Source organism: Bradyrhizobium sp. WYCCWR15520, from assembly GCF_056174665.1.
The window spans coordinates 1-17,302 of record NZ_JBWBWM010000072.1; the positions used below are offsets into that span (position 1 = coordinate 1).

Consider the following 17,302-nt stretch of genomic DNA (forward strand, 5'->3'; position numbering starts at 1 on the left):
GTAACACCATCAATGTGAGGGACGACCGCCCGCCTTCCAGGCAGGTCGCGCGAAGCGCGCCACCCAACACCGCCGTAGCAAGCGCGGCTTGCCTGGAGGGTGGACCGGGGCCCGTTACCCCATCTACCCTGCGCTTTCGGCAGTTGAATTTCCTGCGCCGCTGTTCCAAGAAGCGTGCCGAGGTATGCCACCAATAAGTCTGATAAACCCCGCAGGGAGCGATAAAATGAAGCTTGTTCGTTACGGCGCCAAGGGTGCGGAAAAGCCCGGCCTGATCGATAAATCCGGCCAGTTGCGCGATCTTTCCGCCCAGATCAGGGATCTCGACGGGGAGGCCTATGCGCCGGCCTCGCTGGCCAAGCTGGCGGCGCTGGATACCTCCAAGCTTCCCGCCGTCGACGGCAAGCAGCGCTTCGGCGCGCCGGTCACGGGCATCTCCAAATTCGTCGCCATCGGCCTGAATTACAGCGACCACGCCAAGGAGACGGGATCGCCGATCCCGTCCGAGCCGATCTTCTTCATCAAGGCCAACACCTCACTGTCGGGCCCGAACGACGCGGTCGAAAAGCCGCGCGGCTCCACCAAGCTTGACTGGGAGGTCGAGATCGCCGCCATCATCGGCACCCGCGCCAAGTATGTCTCGGAAGCCGACGCGCTCAACCACGTCGCCGGCTATTGTGTCTGCAACGACGTCTCCGAGCGCAATTTCCAGCAGGAGCGCGGCGGCCAATGGACCAAGGGCAAATCGCACGACACGTTCGGGCCGGTCGGACCCTGGCTCGTCACCAAGGACGAAATCCCTGATGTACAGAAGCTCGGCATGTGGCTCGACGTCAACGGCCAGCGCCGCCAGACCGGCAACACCTCGACCATGATCTTCTCGATGGCGAAGTGCATTTCCTATGTCTCGCAGTTCATGACGCTGTTGCCCGGCGACATCGTCACCACTGGCACCCCGCCCGGCGTCGGCCTCGGCATGAAGCCGCCGACCTTCCTCAACGTCGGCGACGTCGTCACGCTCGGCATCGAAGGCCTCGGCGAGCAGCGTCAGGAAATCATCGCGGCCTGAGGGCTCGCGAAATATTCCCGCCAGCTCGTCATGGCCGGGCTCGTCCCGGCCATCCACGTCTTGCTTGCGGTTAGACTTTCAAGAACGTGGATGCCCGGGACAAGCCCGGGCATGACGATGGAGAAAACATCCAAGGGAATAAGAAAAATGAAACTCACCTTCTCTCCCGCCTCCCCGTTCGCCCGAAAAGTCCGCATTGCCGCAATCGAGACCGGCCTGATCGACAAGATCGAGCTCACGCCGGCCACCGTCGCGCCGGGTCAGCCGAACGAGGAATATTCCAAGATCACTCCGCTGAAGAAGTTGCCGGTGCTGATCCTCGACAATGGCGACGTCATCCTCGATTCCTACGTCATAACAGAATATCTCGACGAGCTCGCCGGCGGCGGCAAGCTGATCCCCACTTCCGGGCCCGAACGCTGGAAGGTCAAAAGCGACCATTCGCTGTTGCAGGGCATGCTCGATTCCATGCTGCTGTGCCGCTACGAAAAGATGGTGCGACCGGAAGCGCTGCGCTGGGACGCCTGGCATGACGACCACTGGAAGCGGGCCTGGGCCGGCATAGCGCGGTTCGAAAACAGGCCCGACGTGCTGTCCGGTCCGTTCAACATTGCGCAGATCGGCCTTGTTTGCGTGCTCGGCTATGCGGACTTCCGCTTTGCCGATTGCGGCTGGCGCAAGGCCTATCCGAAGCTCGACGCCTTTCATCAGAGGATGCTGGAGCGGCCGTCGGTAAAGATCTCGGTACCGCCCCCGGCGTAACACTTGGAAGGAGACAGCGGCATGCGCGAGGGTGGCAAAGGTTTGCGGCGCCTCGGCCTTGCCGCCGTCGTCGTACTCGCGGCTTCTGCTGCTGCGGCGCAGACCCATCAATTCTCGACCGACCAGCGCAATCTCGCCTGCGGAAGCCCCACATCACTCAACGACGGCTGGCCGACCGCCACACCGGAGAGCGTCGGCCTCGATGGCCCGCGCCTGTGCGGCATCGCGGCGCGGCTCGCGGCCACCAATGCCAACGTTCATGCCGTGGTCGTGATTCGCCGCGGCAAGCTGGTGTTCGAGCAGTATTTTCCGGGCCGTGACGAGCCCTGGGGAATGGGCGACGGGCAGCATGATTTCGATGCGACCTCCAAGCACGACATGCGGTCGGTTTCGAAAAGCGTGATCTCGTTGCTGATCGGTATCGCGATCGATCGCGCGTTGATCAAGAATGCCGACGAACCCGTCGTCAAGTTCTTCCCGGATTATGCTGCGGTGAAATCGCCCGGCTGGGACAACATCACACTGCGCCATCTCTTGACCATGTCGTCGGGCATTCAATGGGACGAGAACCGCGCCTGGAAGGATCCGCAGAACGACGAGCCACATCTCGTCAACGAGGCGGACCCGTACCGCTACGTCCTGTCGAAGCCGATCGCGGCACCGCCGGACACGGTATGGAACTACAATGGCGGCGGAACGGATCTGCTCGGCAACATCATCGAGCGCGTGTCAGGCCAATCGCTGGAGGCGTTTGCGCGCGAAGCGCTGTTTGCGCCGCTCGGCATCTCGGACTGGGAATGGATGAAGTACCGGAATGAGCGGATTGCCTCGGCTGCGGGCCTTCGGCTTCGCCCGCGCGATGCCGCAAAGATCGGCCAGCTCGTACTCAACAAGGGCGCCTGGAATGGCAGGCAGATCGTCTCGGCGAAATGGATCGAGCAATCAGTCACGCCGCGCTTTCAGGCGATCGGCTATTTCGGCGGCCTGTTCTATTACGGCCAGCAATGGTGGATGGGGCGCACCCTATCCGGCGACAGGGACGTGAAGTGGATCGCCGCAATGGGCCTCGGTGGCCAGCGCATCTTCGTCGTTCCTGAACTCGACCTTGTCGTCATGACCACGTCAGGCCTCTATTCCAGCGGCCGGCAAGGTCACGCAGCGCTCGACATCCTCGCCAACTTCCTCATTCCCTACATCAGGGATAACGCGCGATAATTCAGCCAGGGACGAGCATGAGCCTCAAATTCATTGTCGGCGATCTCACCATTCACCGTATCATCGAGCAGGAGACCACTTTTCTGCCGGCACTGGAGTTGCTGCCAAGCCTGACACCGGACGTTCTGGCGGAGCACCGTCCGTGGATGCGAAACGTCGGCGCGCTCGACGACAAGGATGTGCTGATCCTGTGCTTCCAGTCCTATATAGTAAAGACGCCGCACCACACCATCTTGATCGATAGCTGCATCGGCAACGATAAGCCACGGCCGCAGCGGCCGAAATGGAACATGAAGACCGATGACACCTATTTGCGCGGTCTCGCCGCCGCCGGTTTTTCCGTCGACGACATCGACTATGTCATGTGCACGCATCTGCATGTCGATCATGTCGGCTGGAACACGCGGCTCGACAACGGCCGCTGGGTGCCGACCTTTCCGAAGGCGCGTTACGTGTTCGACAAGACCGAATTCGACTACTGGACCGAGATGCACGCCAAGACGCCGGTGCCGCCGTTTGCCGACAGCGTGCTGCCGGTCGTAGAGTCCAGGCAGGCCGAGATCGTCCGCAGCGATTTCGCAATCGGCGATCATACCCGCATCCTGCCGACGCCGGGCCACACGCCCGGCCACACCGCCTTCACCTTCGGCCGTGCCAAGGATGACGCGGTATTCTCGGGTGACCTGATGCATTCGCCGCTGCAGACGCATTATCCGGAACTATCCATGAAATTCGACGTCGATCAGGCGCAGGCGGCGAAGACGCGGCGCAGCTTCCTGGAACGCTATTGCGACACCGAAACGCTGTGCTGCACGGCGCATTTCCCTTCACCCTCTGTTGGGAAGATCCGGCGTGCAGGTAGCGGATTTTCCTGCGAGGCGATATGAATCAAAACCCATCCGCTTTCGAAACGCTCTTGGTCGAACTGGTCGACGAGCATGTAGCGGTCGTCCGGCTGAATCGTCCGGATGCCTCCAACGCCCTCAATACCCAGATGGGGCGCGACCTCGTTAGGTATTTCGAGGACGTCGCGCTTGATCCAAAGAACCTCCGCTGCCTCATCCTGACTGGCGCCGGCGACAAGGCGTTCTGCGCCGGCGGCGACCTGAAGGAGCGCCGCGGCATGACGGATGAGGCGTGGACGCGCCAGCATGTCATTTTCGAGCGGATGGTGCGGGCGCTGATCGACTGCCCGGTGCCGATCATCGGCGCCGTCAACGGCGCGGCCTATGGCGGCGGCTGCGAGATCGCCGGATGCTGCGATTTTCTCTATGCCGCGGAGACGGCGCGCTTCGCGCTGACCGAGGTGACCCTCGGCATCATGCCGGGCGGCGGCGGCACGCAGACCCTGCCGCGCGCCATCGGCGAGCGTCGCGCCAAGGAGCTGATCCTCACCGGCAAGCCGTTTACCTCAGCGGAAGCGCGTGAATGGGGTTTTGTGAACGAAGTTTTGCCGCTGCCGCAGTTGTTCCCGTCGGCGCTGGCGACCGCGGCGCGGATCGCCCGCAACGCGCCGATTTCCGTCCGCCAGGCAAAGCTGTCGATCCATCGCGGCCTGCAATTGTCGCTGCGCGACGGCCTCGCGCTGGAAATCGAGGCCTATAACCGCATGGTGCCGACCGAGGATCGCCGTGAGGGTGTGCTGGCCTTCAACGAGAAGCGCACGCCCAATTTCAAGGGGCGGTGAAACCGATAGCGTTTTCAAGCGAAGTGGATACCGGTTCGCGTGAAGAAAATGCGTCAAAACAAGAATCTGGAGCTTCGGTTCTGATTTAATCAGAACCGAAGCTTCAATCGAACAGGCTCGGCGTGTGGTTCACGGCCGCGCCTTCGATCGCCAGCATCTTCAGCTTCGTCACCACCCCGCCATTGGCGGAGAAGCCGCCGGGCTTGTTGCCGGCCGCCAGCACGCGGTGGCACGGCACCACGATCGGACAGGGGTTACGGCCCAGCGCCTGGCCAACGTCGCGCGACAGCTCCACACCGCCGAGCTTCTTGGCGATATCGCCATAGGTCATGGTCTGGCCCGGCGGAATGGTGCGTGCGATGTCGTAGACGCCGCGGTTGAATTCGGGAACGCCGTCGAGATCGAGCACGACGTCGGCAAGATCGTTCGGCTTGCCTTCGAGCAACTCGACCATGCCGTCGATCGCGGCCTGCACGTTTGCCGGCGGTGGCGCTTCGATCAGGTCGCCATGGCGCTGCTGCAGGCGGGTGCGGGTCTTCTTCTCGTCGCCCATCGGCAATTGCACCGAGGTAATGCCACGCTCGCCCCACACGATGCCGCAGCGGCCGATCGCGGTGTCGAATATCGTAAAATGGTGCCCGGTCATGGCTGGCTCCATAGTCTCCTGTTCAGTGCCACCCCACTTCGCATCTGGCCCAAATCTAGGCTTGGAGATTATTGCTATCCACCCGAATTCCGGGGGAACTTGACGGCATGAACAACTTCCGCTGATCTGGGGACGTTGCGACGCCATTCAATGGCCTTTGGCCTTCCCCAGCTCACGAGCCCCATGCAAACCATAAACGTCAACGGCTATGACATGGCCTATCTCGATCTCGGCCAAGGCACTGGCAATGGCCCGCCGCTGGTGTGCGTGCATGGCTCGCTCTGCGATTTCCGGATCTGGTCGTCAGTGCTGGGTCCGCTGACCCGCAAGCACCGCGTGATTGCGCCGTCGCTGCGACATTTCTTTCCCGAGCATTGGGATGGTGTGGGTGACACCTACTCGATCGCCCAGCATATCGACGACGTTATCGGCTTCATCGAGAAGCTCGATGCAAAACCGGTCGACCTGATGGGCCATTCCCGCGGCGGGCATATCTGCTTTCGCGTCGCGCAGCGCCGGCCGGACCTGTTGCGCAAGCTGATTCTGGCCGAGCCCGGCGGCGAGCTCGACGCCACGCTCGATCCCGCCTGCAAGCCCGGCCCCTCGCCGCTCGCCGGCATGATCGCGGCTTCAGCCGAGGTGATCGCCAGGGGTGATATCGACGGCGGCTTGCAGATTTTCCTGGATGCGCTGGAAGGCCCCGGCGCCTGGAGGCGACTGCCGGCGTCGCCGAAACAATTGCTGCGTGACAACGCCACGACGGTGATCGGGCAGATGCGCGACCAGCGGCCACCCTTCTCCAAGGCGGACGCAGAAGCGATCAGGACACCGACGCTGTTCATCGGCGGCGCCAACACCAAGGGCACGCTGCCAAAGGTGCTGAAGGCCCTGGCGTCCAATGTAAAGGGATCGCGCACCGAGATGATTCCCGGCACCACGCATCCGATGTTCGAACAGGCGCCGCAGAAATATTGCGAGATCGTACTGTCCTATCTCGCGGAGGACTGATCGCGATGCAGACCTTGAGCGTCAACGGCTATGACATGGCCTATCTCGATGTCGGCAGAGGCATTGCTAACAATCCGCCGCTGGTTCTCGTGCACGGCACGCTCGGCGACTTCCGCACCTGGAACGCGGTGCTCGGGCCGTTGTCGAAACGGCACCGCGTGATCTCGCTGAGCCTTCGGCGCTTCTTTCCCGAACACTGGGACGGCGTCGGCAACGACTATCTGATGGCGCAGCACACAACCGACGTCATCGGCTTCATCGAAAAGTTCAGTGCCGGCCCGGTCGATCTGATCGGCCATTCCCGCGGCGGCCACATCGGATTCCGCGTGGCGCAGGCCCGGCCCGATCTGTTGCGCAAGGCGGTTCTTGCTGAACCCGGCGGCGATCTCGAACCCGCGCTGCAGCCGAGCACCCCGCCGCCCGGACCGGTGCCACTCGGCCCGCGCGTTCCGATCGCGGCCGAGATGGTGCGAAACGGCGACATTGACGGCGCGCTGGCGCTGTTCGTCGACGGCATCGACGGCGAAGGCGCATGGGCGCGGTGGCCTGCGACGGCCCGGCAGCAATTACGCGACAATGTCTATACGTTGCTCGGCCAGGTCGGCGAAAACCGCAAGCCGTTTCTGAAGAGCGAAGCGGAATCGATTCAGACGCCGACGCTGCTGATTGGCGGCGGCGACACCAAGGGCGCGCTGGCGGTGAATTGGCGCGTGCTGGCCGAGCATATGCCGGGCGCGCGGACGGCCGTGATCCCGGGCACCCGCCACTGGATGTTCGAACAGGCGCCACGGGAGTTCTGCGACATCGTGCTGGAATTTCTGAAGGCGTGACCTCGCCGCCGCCTTACTTCTGATCGAGGCGCCACGCGCCATCCCAATCGGCGGGCGGCGGGTTTGCCTGAAAATTTTCGACACGTTGGGCCATCGCCATCGACGGCCCATCGCTGGGGACTGCCTCGAGCGCAGCCTGAAAAGCCCGACGCGCCTCATCCCAGCGGCGCGCCCGATAGGCAGCCAGTCCCTCGGCATACCGCGCCAACAGCACCCGTTGCTGCTCGGTCAACTCGCCCGCGCGCCCGATGATCTCGAACACCGCTTCGGGGCGGGTCTGGCCTGCGACGACCAGTCGGTCAATCTCGCGCGATTCCACCGCATCGCCGGCCGCCATGATCGTTGCCTCCGAAACCAGCGAGTGGCTACCGTAGATCTTGTTGACGTTCTCCAGGCGTGAGGCCAGGTTCACCGCGTCGCCCATCACCGTGTAGCTCATCATGAATTCCGAGCCGATGCTGCCGACCAGCACCTCGCCGGTGGCAATGCCGATGCGCACTTCGCAGTCGCTCGGCACGGTGCGCACACCAAGCAATTCGGGCAGCTCGGTTCGCAACGCCTGGCCGCGATCCGCCATCTCGACGGCGGCAAGACAGGCCAGCCGTGCCTGTTCGCCATGCTCGGTAAAGGGAGGCCCCCAATAGGCCATGATCGCGTCGCCGATATATTTGTCGATGATGCCGCGATGGCTGCGGATCGGTCCTGACATCGTCGAAAGATAGTGATTCATCACCTTGACAAGGCCCTGCGGCGTCATGCCCTCGCTGAGGCTCGTAAAACCCTTCATGTCGCAGAACAGCACCGTCATCACCCGCCGCTCGCCATTGCTCGCGGTCAGCGCTTGCGGGTCCATCAGTCCTTCCACGACGCGCGGGTCGACATAGCGGCCGAAAGTTTCGCGTAGGCGTTCCTTGTGGCGCAGCTGCTCGACCATGTTGTTGAAGGCCGTCGTCAGCTGACCGATTTCGTCGCGCGTGGTGACGTCGATCGATCCGTCGAGCCGGCCGGCTTCCACCGCACGGGTACCTTCCAGCAAACGCCGGACCGGCCGGGTAATGCCGATGCTGATTAAAAGCGAAAACATCAGTCCGAGGATGCCCGCAAGCAAGGTCAGGACAACGGAGATGACAATGGCCGTCTTCTGGTCGCGCATCGTCGTCACGGCATCGCTGCGGACCTGCGTCAGCATGTCCGTGCGGATGTCTTCGATCCTTTGGTTGAGTTCGTCGCGCAGCGTGTCGGTCCGCGCCAGGCTGGCCCTGGCCTCCGCGAAATTCCCGGCATCGAGCAGGGACAACAGCCGCTTGTATTCCTCACCGAGATAGCGGCGGAGATCGCTGGTTACGCGCTCGATTCGATCGTCGATCCGGGCCAGCCGGGCGTTATCGGATTCGGTGGAGACGTCGTCGATGATCGCGTTGATCAGGGCGCGCGCGGCTTGCGCCTCCTGTTCGATTTCCTGTCCCTTCGCTTCATAGATTTTTCGCTGATCTGCAGAGAATGCCATGTCGGGCGGCGACTGCATCCTGCCGATCACGATCCGACGCAGCGCCAGAGCCTGCTCCAGCGAACGGATATTCATCCGCGCCAGATGCCCATACGCTTCGACATATTTGCCGCTGAACTCGTCGAGCTGATGGGCAATCTTGCGTGTCATCACCGTCGACAGCGCCGACGTGATCGCCATCAGGAAGATCAAGCCGAGGGCGATGCCGAGAATTCGCTTTCGAATGGTCGGCCGCAGCATGGCTGTTTTTTCTAAAAGGACGGGCATGATCGTGAAACGGGACGAAGCAACAAAAGCGAAAGCCCGGCCGAGCCGGCCGGGCTTGTTGTTTAGCGCGCGCCGGTGAATTAAGCACGTTCCGGCGCGATAAAATTGACCGCAATTGGGTCGCAGCTAGACCTTCCAGGCGCCGACCGGCTGGCGCACGGCGACGTTAAGCCGGTTCCAGACATTGATATTGGCGATCGCCAGGATCAGCGCCGCAAGCTCGGCCTCGTCGAAATGCTTGTCGGCCTCGCTCCATACCTCGTCCGGCACCGGATCAGCGCGGTCGCTGATCCGGGTCAGCGCTTCCGTCAACGCCAGCACCGCCCGTTCGCCTTCGGTGAATAGGGCGTGTCGCGCCAGGCGGCTACCGCGAACAGCCGCTCGTCGGTTTCGCCGGCCTTTCTGGCGAGTTTTGGGTGCATGTCGACGCAGACGCTGCAGCCGTTGATCTGGCTGGCACGCAGATGCACCAGTTCGAGCAGCTTTTCCGACAGGCTATTCTTGGTCAATTCGCCCAGCGCGTGCAACGCTTTCATGGCATCGGGAACAACCATGACCAGGTGGTTCATTCGGGCTTGCATCATTTTACGCTCCATATGGTTGGTTCTGTTTTGACGCGGCCGCACCGATTTGCTGTCACATCGGCGCGCTTTCGCTCGTCATGGCCATGACGGAACACGACATGGGAATGTGACCGATGGACGAGAAAAAGTTTCTGGCTGAGAGATTCGAGGCCAACCGGGCCCGTCTGCGGGCGGTGGCCTACCGGATGCTGGGCTCGACCGCAGAGGTCGACGACGCCGTGCAGGAGACCTGGCTGCGACTGAGCCGCTCCGACACCAGGGCGGTCGAAAACCTCGGCGGCTGGCTGACCACCGTCGTCGCCCGCGTCTGCCTCGACATGCTGCGCTCGCGCAAGTCACGGCGCGAAGAGCCGATGGGACCGCATGTGCCGGAACCTGTCGCTGATGATGCACAGGGGCGTGACGCCGAGATGGCCGATTCCGTCGGCGCAGCATTGCTGGTGGTGCTGGAGACGCTGGCTCCGGCCGAACGGCTCGCCTTCGTGCTGCACGACATGTTTGCCGTTCCCTTTGAAGAGATCGCACCGATCGTCGGCCGCACGCCTGCCGCAGCAAGGCAATTGGCCAGCCGCGCCCGCCGCCGGGTGCAGGGTACGCCGCCGCCGGACGCCGATTTCGGCCGGCAGAAAAACATCGTCGACGCCTTCCTCAAGGCCTCCCGCGACGGCGATTTCGAAGGGCTGCTCGCGGTGCTGGATCCGGATGTGGTGGTGCGCGCCGATCAAGCGGCGCAGCGGCTCGGTTCGCAGGCCGAAATCCGGGGCGCCGCCGCGGTCGCAGAGTTCTTCAAGGGCCGCGCGCAGGCCGCCAAGCCGGCGCTGGTCGACGGATCTCTGGCACTCGCCGTCATGCTCGGCGGGCAATTGCGCGTCGTGGTGCGCCTGACCATCAGCGGCGAACGGATATCGGCGATCGAGGCGATAGCAGACGCCGAACGGATCGGCAAATTCGACGTGACCCTGCTCACGTGAACAGGGACTAACTCTTCGTCGCTGAAAACACGATCGCTTGAATAGGCATCCGGCCGGCCTTGTCGCCGAACTCACGGCGATATTCCCGCGCTAGCGCCTCGACAATGCGCTCCGGATCGACTCCGCCGCGCGCCCGAATCTGATCGATTAGCGGGTTACCAAACACTGCTGAACGGGCGAACTGTGCAACGTCAGGGAGCTCACGCTCCTGCCTGATCACGGCAATGCCGATGTCGCCGAAGCCTGCGGCCATCAAGAACTCCTTGATCGGATCGATCTGGTGGCAGGAGAACGGCACGCTGTAAAACTGTGGCGGATCGGCCGGAAAGAAACGCCCCGCAACCTCATGCGCGATGCGGCCAAACGAATTGTAGCTATGCGAATCCCAGACGTTGAGCAGATAACGGCCGCCGGGAGCCAGAACCCGATGGGCTTCGGAAAAGGATTTTGCCTTGTCGGGAAAGAACATCAGGCCGAACTGGCAGACCACCGCCTCGAAGCTCTGATCGGCAAAGGGAAGCGCGACCGCGTCCGCCGGCTGGAAGGCGACTTGCTCGCCGGGCCCGAACTTGGCGCGGGCAATCTCCAGCATCGGCGGGTTGAGATCGGTCGCCGTCAACTGCGTGCCTTCGGGTAGCGCGTCAAGCAATTTCCGGGTCACGATACCCGTGCCGGCGGCGGTCTCCAGCACCCGCGCCGGACCGCTATCGGCCGCCCGCCTGGCGAGATCGGCGGCGTATTCGGCGAAGATGATCGGGCCGAGGCCTTGATCGTAGTATTGCGGGATATTGCCAGTGAAGCCGGCCGCATCGCTGCTCATGGCGGACCTCCGATCGCCCCAGGGGCTGAGCTTATTCCCTGGGTACCCGGCGTGGCACCCCGATTCCAGCCTTGACGATGGCAGGCACAGTGGATTAGTCTCTGAATTCGGAATTCCGTATTCCAAAGCTGGACGACCGACATGATCCCATTGGATCCGCTCCCCAACCTGATCGACCAGGTCTATGCCCGGATCCTCGAGGCGATCACCGACCGGTCGCTGCCGCCTGGGCATCGCATCCGGCAGAACGAACTAGCGGAACGGCTTGGCGTTTCGCGCCAGCCGGTGTCCCACGCGCTGCATCTGCTGCACCGGCAGCGTCTCGTCGCCGAAAGCGGCCGCCGCGGCTTTGAGGTGACCCGGCTCGACCCGGAGCGCATCCGCCAGCTCTACGAGGTGCGCGGCGCCATCGACGCGCTCGCCGCCCGGCTGGCCGCCGGCCGCGCCAGGACCGATACTGCCGGCCGCACGCAGCTCGAAGCGGCGCTGCAGGCCGGGCGGACCATCGATGGAAATACGCCGCTGGCACGCTTGATTGCGCTCGACGTCGATTTTCACAGCGCGGTCTATCGCCTCGCGGGCAATCCCGCGATCGAGGAAATGATCGCGCCGCAGTGGCCGCATATGCGCCGCTCGATGGCGACCGTGCTCGCCGAGCTCGATTACCGTGAAAGCGCCTGGACCGAGCACGAGGCGATCGCCGGGCACATTCTCGCCGGCAACGCCAAGGCGGCGGAGGCTGCGGCGCTGGCCCATGCGCAGACGGCTGGACGAATGACTGAGGAGAGGCTGAGGGCGACTGATAGGGCGGCGTAATCAAGCGCCGTGGTCCCGGGATGGTGCGCTAGCACCAGACCCGGAACCTCGAGATTCCGGTTCGATGCTTCGCATCGCCCGGAATGACAATGACAACAACAGAACAAGAAATCACAGGAGAGAACGCCATGAAACTGACGCCAGAGCAGATCGAATTCTTCAATCGCGAAGGCTGGCTGTTCCTACCCGAGTTGTTCAGCCAGGAGGAAGTTGACTATCTCGCCCGCGAGGCCGTCGGCATCTACGACGCTGACCGACCCGAGGTGTGGCGCGAGAAGAGCGGCGCGCCGCGCACCGCCTTTGCCGCGCATCTCTACAACGAAGCCTTCGGCGTTCTCGGCGCGCACCCGCGCATGATCGAACCGATCGAGCAGATCTTTGGCGAAAAACTCTACATGCACCAGTTCAAGATCAACGCCAAGGCCGCGTTCACCGGCGACGTTTGGCAGTGGCATCAGGATTACGGCACCTGGAAACGCGACGACGGGATGCCGCTGCCGCGGGCGATGAACATCGCGATCTTCCTCGACGAGGTGATGCCGATCAATGGCCCCTTGATGCTGGTGCCGAAGAGCCAGCACGCCGGTGACCTCAAGGCCTCCCATGACCTTGAGACCACTTCCTATCCGCTGTGGACGCTCGATGAGGAGACGGTCACCCGGCTCGTCAAGGAAGGCGGCATCGTGGCGCCAACCGGCAAGGCCGGCGGCATGCTGATGTTCCACGGCAACCTGGTGCACGGATCAAGCGGCAACATCACGCCCTACCCGCGCAAGATCGTCTATCTGACGCTGAACGCGGTCTCGAACTATATCCGCACGCCGACGCGCCCCGAATACATCGCGCACCGCGATTTTACCCCGATCCAGCCGGTGGACGACGACGCGCTATTGCGGCTGGCGCGTGCACACCGCCAGGCGGCGGAGTAGACTCACGGGCGCCACATCAAGTTAGTCGTCATGCCCGGACAGAAGCGCGAAGCGCGTCTTCGCGCTAGATGTCCCGGGCATCCACGTCTTGCGATGCTGCTGCGAAAAAAGCGTGGATGGCCGGGACAAGCCCCGGCCAGGACAGAAACATCATTGCTGCAGCTTTACCTGTCGGGATCGCTCTCATGAATCTCCATCATCTCCTCAACGCCCGCGCTGCCGCCGGTAAGCCGGTTCGCGTCGCGCTGATCGGCGCCGGCAAGTTCGGCTCGATGTTCCTGTCGCAGGTGCCGCATACGCCGGGCCTCGAAGTGCCCGTCATTATCGACATCGATCGCGATCGCGCCAGCGAAGCGTGCCGCACCGTCGGCTGGGACCAGGCGCGGATCGCACGCACGGCTTTCACCGATGATGGCGAGCGCGCGATTGCGGACAGCGCAGTTGACGTCGTGGTGGAAGCAACCGGCAACCCCGCCGTCGGTATCCGTCATGCCCGCGCGGCGATCGCGGCGGGCAAGCATGTCGTCATGGTCAATGTCGAAGCCGACGTGCTGGCCGGCCCGCTATTGGCGCAGGAAGCCCGCAAGGCTGGTGTGGTCTATTCGCTCGCCTATGGCGACCAGCCGGCGCTGACCGCAGAGATGGTGGACTGGGCGCGGGCGACGGGCTTTCGCGTCGTCGCCGCCGGCAAGGGAACGAAATACCTGCCCGCCTATCACGACGTGACGCCGGACGGCGTCTGGAGCCATTACGGGCTGACCGCGGGGGAAGCTCAATCGGCCGGAATGAATCCGCAGATGTTCAACTCGTTTCTGGACGGCACCAAATCCGCGATCGAAATGGCTGCGATTGCGAACGCTTGCGGGCTCGACGTCCCGTCGGAAGGATTGCTGTTTCCGCCCTGCGGCGTCGACGATCTGCCGCATGTGATGCGGCCGCGCGACCAAGGCGGCGTGCTGGAGAAGGCTGGCCTCGCCGAAGTCGTGTCGTCGCTGGAGCGCGACGGCCGTCCCGTATTCCGCGATCTGCGCTGGGGCGTCTATGTCGTGCTGGAAGCGCCCAACGATTACGCCGCCGATTGCTTCAAGCAGTACGGGCTGAAGACCGACGCCTCGGGCCGATATGCGGCGATGTACAAGCCGTATCATCTGATCGGGTTAGAGCTGAACATCTCCATCCTCTCGGCCGCGCTGCGCAACGAGCCAACCGGCCAGCCGCATGATTTTCGCGGCGACGTCGCAGCGGTCGCGAAACGCAATCTGCGCGCAGGCGAAATGCTCGACGGCGAAGGCGGCTACACGGTGTGGGGCAAGCTGATGCCGGCATCGAAAAGTCTCGCCGCCGGCGCGCTGCCGATAGGACTTGCCCATCGCGTCAAACTGAAGAACGACGTCGCCCACGGCGCCGTGGTGCGCTGGAGTGATGTCGAGGTCGACGAAGGCAATGACACCATCAAGACGCGCAGGGCGATGGAAGCGACATTCTCGACGAGACGATGATCGCGCGACGCGTAGTGGCAGCAGGCTACAGCTTGAAATGCTCCTGCCCCGCACATGCACGTTCAGGCAAATGACGGGCGCATCGTAAGCGTCTGCGCTGCGGAATTACCGCAATGCGGTATCGAATTAACCATTCGTACTTCGCACGCATTCTTAGTCTTTCGTGGGATGAAGGGCTCCGCCGCTCAGAATTCAGGCAGCTCTTCGCAGCTGCGGCGGAAGCAGAGCCCTTGATTATCAATCACCAATTCGTCATCCTGACCTCAGGTCCACAAAGCCGGGAAATTGATTGCATTTGAAAAACCAAGAGCCTTGGTTTCAGGGCCCACATTCCTAAACAACAGTCCAGCACCGGCCATCGGTAAAGCAGAGAAGACGACATCAGATCGTTGTCCCTTGGTCGGTCTCGGCGATAACAGAGGGGAAACAAATGAAGCGTCGTGATTTCTTGAAAGTGGGCGGCGTCGGTCTCGCCGCGACTGCAGTTGCCGCGCCTGCGATTGCGCAATCGAACCCGGAAATTAAGTGGCGCTACACGGCAAGCTGGCCGAAAGCGCTCGATACGCTCTACGGCGGCTGCGAATATTTTGCCAAGCGCGTCGCCGAAATCACCGACAACAAATTCCAGATTCAACCGTTCGCCGCCGGTGAAATCGTCCCCGGCCTGCAGGTGCTCGACGCCGTTTCGAACGGCACTGTCGAGATGGGCAACACGGCGCTTTACTACTACTGGGGCAAGAACCCGGCTTTCACCTTCGGCACGTCGCTGCCGTTCGGCCTCAACACGCGCTCGCATATTTCCTGGCTGCGCTTCGGCGGCGGCATGGACATGCTCAACGACCTCTTGAAGGAATATGGCTGCATCGGCCAGCCGACCGGCTCGACCGGCGCCCAGATGGGCGGCTGGTTCCGGAAAGAGATCAAGTCGATGGATGATTTCCGAGGCTTGAAATTCCGCGTGGGCGGTTTCGCAGGCACCATCATCGCCAAGGTCGGCGGCGTGCCGCAGCAGATCGCGGGCGGCGACATCTATCCGGCGCTGGAAAAGGGCACCATCGATGCGGCCGAGTGGGTCGGCCCATATGACGACGAGAAGCTCGGCTTCGTGAAGGTCGCGAAGTACTACTACTATCCGGGCTGGTGGGAAGGCACCGGCCAGGGTCACAACATCATGAACCTCGAGAAGTTCAACGCCCTGCCGAAGCACTACCAGGCTGCGGTCGAGACCGCGTCCTACGACACCTTCACCTGGGTCACCGGCAAATACGACTACGTCAATCCGCCGGCGCTGAAGCGCCTCCTGGCGGCGGGCGCGATACTGCGACCGTTCCCGCAGGAAGTTCTGGAAGCCTGCTACAATGCCGCCAACGGCATCTACGCGGATCTGGCCAAGAACAACCCGCACTTCAACAAGATGTATACGAGCCTATCGGCGTTTCGTAACGAATCGCTGGCGTGGAATCAGGTAGCTGAACTGAGCTACGACAGCTTCATGATGCGAATGCGCACCCGCACCTGAGGCGCATGATCGCTGACAAAAAAAGAAGCCCCGGAGATGTCTCCGGGGCTTTTTCGTTGAATAGTTGCTGATTCGACGCGTTTTCTGGAAGCGAGCCGATGCCGGCCAAACGCCAGCGGATTATTCCTCGGCCTCGCCGAGCGCTTCGGCGAGCTTGTCGTAATATTTCGCCACGAGCTCGATGTTGCCCTTGTTCTCGATCGCGGGCGGCGGCGACTTCAGCGCTTCGTTGAGATCGGCGAGCGCCTCCTTCTTGTCCTTGGCCGGCATCTTCTTGTCGGCCTGGATCTGGGCGATCTGCGCCTTGAGCACGGCCTCGGCGCCGACAAATTTCTTCGTCGCGGGATCGAATCCGCCGAGCACCAGGCTGATGTTGTCGACGACGGTGTTGTACTCGTCGTAACTGGCAAAGCCGTTCTTCTTGGCCACCGCGTCGAGCTGCGCGTCGACCTTCGGATCCGGCTTGGCGTTGTCGGGGATCTTGTCGGTGATCGCGTCGACGTCCTTCTGCGCCGCAAGCACGCCCTCGATCTGCTTCTCGGTCAACGCGATCTGCTTGACGGCGGGGGCCTCTGCTGCTGCCGGCGGCGCGGCCTGGGCGGGAGCCTGCTTCGCCGGCGGCGCCTGCTTGGCCTGCGCCAGCACCTCGCTACTGGAAATCGCCGACACTGCGAGCGCGAGACAGGCGGCGCTGAACGCGCAGGCAGCGGGACGGAAAATCTCACGCATGGGAAAGCTCCTTGAAGGTAAGGCAGTGTTCGGTCTTGGGCAAAGGGGTATGGGAACCCGAATGAATGGCCCGTGAACTTGCGCCGGAAGCTGATGCCGAATCATGGCCGAATGATCACGACCTGTTCAGAGGTACGTGATGTGAGGAATCTTCCGTCGAACCGGCGCTCGAAGACCCCCGTTCAGGAGACCTGGGACCAGTCTACGCGAGCAAATGCCTTAGAACGTGGTCGGTCACGGGCTCGCCTCTTCGGCTTGCGGCGGAATGCAAGCACTTGCGGACCCTCACGCCCGGCCTCTCGGTGGAGACTGGGCAATGACCTTGCCCCCAAGTTTTATCCAATCCTGAGTTCGCTCCGGCTATTGGATTTGCCCGGTTGGGCGGTGGTAGCGACGGGAGCTGGCGCGGAGCCCTCGGCATAGCGCAGCGCCAGATCCCGGCGC

Annotated in this window: 16 protein-coding genes and 1 pseudogene; 12 read left to right on the top strand and 5 right to left on the bottom strand. The window is 62.8% G+C overall.

Features of this window, described 5'->3' with window-relative positions; translation table 11 throughout:
- The first annotated feature begins 226 nt into the window (after window positions 1–226).
- The 5 genes from AC0QUY_RS39980 to AC0QUY_RS40000 all read left to right on the top strand — a co-directional run bounded on the left by AC0QUY_RS39980 (window position 227) and on the right by AC0QUY_RS40000 (window position 4,733).
- A complete protein-coding gene (locus tag AC0QUY_RS39980; protein WP_161849963.1) occupies window positions 227–1,069 on the top strand; it encodes a fumarylacetoacetate hydrolase family protein in 843 nt (280 codons plus the stop codon).
- Window positions 1,070–1,216: 147 nt separating this feature from the next.
- A complete protein-coding gene (locus tag AC0QUY_RS39985; RefSeq protein WP_475391429.1) occupies window positions 1,217–1,831 on the top strand; it encodes a glutathione S-transferase family protein in 615 nt (204 codons plus the stop codon).
- Between the two features lie 21 nt (window positions 1,832–1,852).
- Window positions 1,853–3,046 carry a serine hydrolase domain-containing protein gene (locus tag AC0QUY_RS39990; RefSeq protein ID WP_475391431.1) on the top strand — a complete coding sequence of 398 codons (1,194 nt, stop codon included), beginning with the start codon at window positions 1,853–1,855 and terminating at the stop codon, window positions 3,044–3,046.
- Between the two features lie 17 nt (window positions 3,047–3,063).
- The gene (locus AC0QUY_RS39995) at window positions 3,064–3,933 is read left to right on the top strand and encodes an MBL fold metallo-hydrolase (RefSeq protein ID WP_475391433.1); all 870 of its coding nucleotides are present in this window, start codon (window positions 3,064–3,066) and stop codon (window positions 3,931–3,933) included.
- Window positions 3,930–4,733 carry an enoyl-CoA hydratase-related protein gene (locus AC0QUY_RS40000; RefSeq protein WP_475391434.1) on the top strand — a complete coding sequence of 268 codons (804 nt, stop codon included), beginning with the start codon at window positions 3,930–3,932 and terminating at the stop codon, window positions 4,731–4,733. The genes AC0QUY_RS39995 and AC0QUY_RS40000 overlap by 4 nt, the downstream gene beginning before the upstream one ends.
- A 103-nt stretch (window positions 4,734–4,836) precedes the next feature.
- Here AC0QUY_RS40000 and AC0QUY_RS40005 read toward each other — a convergent pair whose 3' ends face one another.
- Window positions 4,837–5,379 carry a methylated-DNA--[protein]-cysteine S-methyltransferase gene (locus AC0QUY_RS40005; RefSeq protein WP_475391435.1) on the bottom strand — a complete coding sequence of 181 codons (543 nt, stop codon included), beginning with the start codon at window positions 5,377–5,379 and terminating at the stop codon, window positions 4,837–4,839.
- Between the two features lie 183 nt (window positions 5,380–5,562).
- Here AC0QUY_RS40005 and AC0QUY_RS40010 point away from each other — a divergent pair, with 183 nt between their 5' ends.
- Together AC0QUY_RS40010 and AC0QUY_RS40015 are read left to right on the top strand one after the other, a co-directional pair.
- Window positions 5,563–6,387 carry an alpha/beta fold hydrolase gene (locus tag AC0QUY_RS40010; protein WP_475391437.1) on the top strand — a complete coding sequence of 275 codons (825 nt, stop codon included), beginning with the start codon at window positions 5,563–5,565 and terminating at the stop codon, window positions 6,385–6,387.
- Window positions 6,388–6,392: 5 nt separating this feature from the next.
- Window positions 6,393–7,217 (top strand): alpha/beta fold hydrolase, encoded by an 825-nt coding sequence (locus AC0QUY_RS40015; protein ID WP_475391439.1) that lies wholly within the window; start codon window positions 6,393–6,395, stop codon window positions 7,215–7,217.
- 13 nt (window positions 7,218–7,230) lie between these two features.
- On the opposite strand, the gene AC0QUY_RS40020 is transcribed toward AC0QUY_RS40015, so the two are convergent.
- A complete protein-coding gene (locus AC0QUY_RS40020; RefSeq protein ID WP_475391441.1) occupies window positions 7,231–8,964 on the bottom strand; it encodes an adenylate/guanylate cyclase domain-containing protein in 1,734 nt (577 codons plus the stop codon).
- Window positions 8,965–9,117: 153 nt separating this feature from the next.
- A pseudogene (locus tag AC0QUY_RS40025) lies at window positions 9,118–9,572 on the bottom strand (carboxymuconolactone decarboxylase family protein).
- Between the two features lie 116 nt (window positions 9,573–9,688).
- On the opposite strand from AC0QUY_RS40025, the gene AC0QUY_RS40030 reads away from it, so the two are divergent.
- Window positions 9,689–10,546, top strand: a complete 858-nt coding sequence (locus tag AC0QUY_RS40030) for a sigma-70 family RNA polymerase sigma factor (protein ID WP_475391443.1) — start codon at window positions 9,689–9,691, stop codon at window positions 10,544–10,546.
- Between the two features lie 7 nt (window positions 10,547–10,553).
- On the opposite strand, the gene AC0QUY_RS40035 is transcribed toward AC0QUY_RS40030, so the two are convergent.
- Window positions 10,554–11,366: a class I SAM-dependent methyltransferase gene (locus AC0QUY_RS40035; RefSeq protein ID WP_475391445.1), complete on the bottom strand. Its 813-nt coding sequence runs from the start codon at window positions 11,364–11,366 to the stop codon at window positions 10,554–10,556.
- A 141-nt stretch (window positions 11,367–11,507) separates the two neighbouring features.
- Here AC0QUY_RS40035 and AC0QUY_RS40040 point away from each other — a divergent pair, with 141 nt between their 5' ends.
- From AC0QUY_RS40040 to AC0QUY_RS40055, 4 genes are all read left to right on the top strand, one after another.
- Complete coding sequence (locus tag AC0QUY_RS40040; protein WP_475391447.1) at window positions 11,508–12,182, top strand: GntR family transcriptional regulator; 675 nt, start codon at window positions 11,508–11,510, stop codon at window positions 12,180–12,182.
- Window positions 12,183–12,310: 128 nt separating this feature from the next.
- Complete coding sequence (locus AC0QUY_RS40045) at window positions 12,311–13,111, top strand: phytanoyl-CoA dioxygenase family protein (RefSeq protein ID WP_161849974.1); 801 nt, start codon at window positions 12,311–12,313, stop codon at window positions 13,109–13,111.
- Between the two features lie 185 nt (window positions 13,112–13,296).
- Window positions 13,297–14,610 carry an NAD(P)H-dependent oxidoreductase gene (locus AC0QUY_RS40050; RefSeq protein ID WP_475391448.1) on the top strand — a complete coding sequence of 438 codons (1,314 nt, stop codon included), beginning with the start codon at window positions 13,297–13,299 and terminating at the stop codon, window positions 14,608–14,610.
- 430 nt (window positions 14,611–15,040) lie between these two features.
- The gene (locus tag AC0QUY_RS40055) at window positions 15,041–16,129 is read left to right on the top strand and encodes a TRAP transporter substrate-binding protein (RefSeq protein ID WP_475391449.1); all 1,089 of its coding nucleotides are present in this window, start codon (window positions 15,041–15,043) and stop codon (window positions 16,127–16,129) included.
- Between the two features lie 120 nt (window positions 16,130–16,249).
- Here AC0QUY_RS40055 and AC0QUY_RS40060 read toward each other — a convergent pair whose 3' ends face one another.
- Window positions 16,250–16,858 carry a hypothetical protein gene (locus AC0QUY_RS40060; RefSeq protein ID WP_475391450.1) on the bottom strand — a complete coding sequence of 203 codons (609 nt, stop codon included), beginning with the start codon at window positions 16,856–16,858 and terminating at the stop codon, window positions 16,250–16,252.
- Between the last annotated feature and the right edge of the window lie 444 nt (window positions 16,859–17,302).

Bases quoted from the DNA above. Each gene is read 5' to 3' on its own strand.
- AC0QUY_RS39995 (WP_475391433.1), top strand. From the start codon at position 3,064: ATGAGCCTCAAATTCATTGTCGGCGATCTCACCATTCACCGTATCATC.
- AC0QUY_RS40040 (WP_475391447.1), top strand. From the start codon at position 11,508: ATGATCCCATTGGATCCGCTCCCCAACCTGATCGACCAGGTCTATGCC.
- AC0QUY_RS40050 (WP_475391448.1), top strand. From the start codon at position 13,297: ATGAATCTCCATCATCTCCTCAACGCCCGCGCTGCCGCCGGTAAGCCG.
- AC0QUY_RS40010 (WP_475391437.1), top strand. From the start codon at position 5,563: ATGCAAACCATAAACGTCAACGGCTATGACATGGCCTATCTCGATCTC.
- AC0QUY_RS40055 (WP_475391449.1), top strand. From the start codon at position 15,041: ATGAAGCGTCGTGATTTCTTGAAAGTGGGCGGCGTCGGTCTCGCCGCG.
- AC0QUY_RS40005 (WP_475391435.1), bottom strand. From the start codon at position 5,379: ATGACCGGGCACCATTTTACGATATTCGACACCGCGATCGGCCGCTGC.
- AC0QUY_RS39985 (WP_475391429.1), top strand. From the start codon at position 1,217: ATGAAACTCACCTTCTCTCCCGCCTCCCCGTTCGCCCGAAAAGTCCGC.
- AC0QUY_RS39980 (WP_161849963.1), top strand. From the start codon at position 227: ATGAAGCTTGTTCGTTACGGCGCCAAGGGTGCGGAAAAGCCCGGCCTG.
- AC0QUY_RS40030 (WP_475391443.1), top strand. From the start codon at position 9,689: ATGGACGAGAAAAAGTTTCTGGCTGAGAGATTCGAGGCCAACCGGGCC.
- AC0QUY_RS40035 (WP_475391445.1), bottom strand. From the start codon at position 11,366: ATGAGCAGCGATGCGGCCGGCTTCACTGGCAATATCCCGCAATACTAC.
- AC0QUY_RS40060 (WP_475391450.1), bottom strand. From the start codon at position 16,858: ATGCGTGAGATTTTCCGTCCCGCTGCCTGCGCGTTCAGCGCCGCCTGT.
- AC0QUY_RS39990 (WP_475391431.1), top strand. From the start codon at position 1,853: ATGCGCGAGGGTGGCAAAGGTTTGCGGCGCCTCGGCCTTGCCGCCGTC.
- AC0QUY_RS40020 (WP_475391441.1), bottom strand. From the start codon at position 8,964: ATGCTGCGGCCGACCATTCGAAAGCGAATTCTCGGCATCGCCCTCGGC.
- AC0QUY_RS40000 (WP_475391434.1), top strand. From the start codon at position 3,930: ATGAATCAAAACCCATCCGCTTTCGAAACGCTCTTGGTCGAACTGGTC.
- AC0QUY_RS40045 (WP_161849974.1), top strand. From the start codon at position 12,311: ATGAAACTGACGCCAGAGCAGATCGAATTCTTCAATCGCGAAGGCTGG.
- AC0QUY_RS40015 (WP_475391439.1), top strand. From the start codon at position 6,393: ATGCAGACCTTGAGCGTCAACGGCTATGACATGGCCTATCTCGATGTC.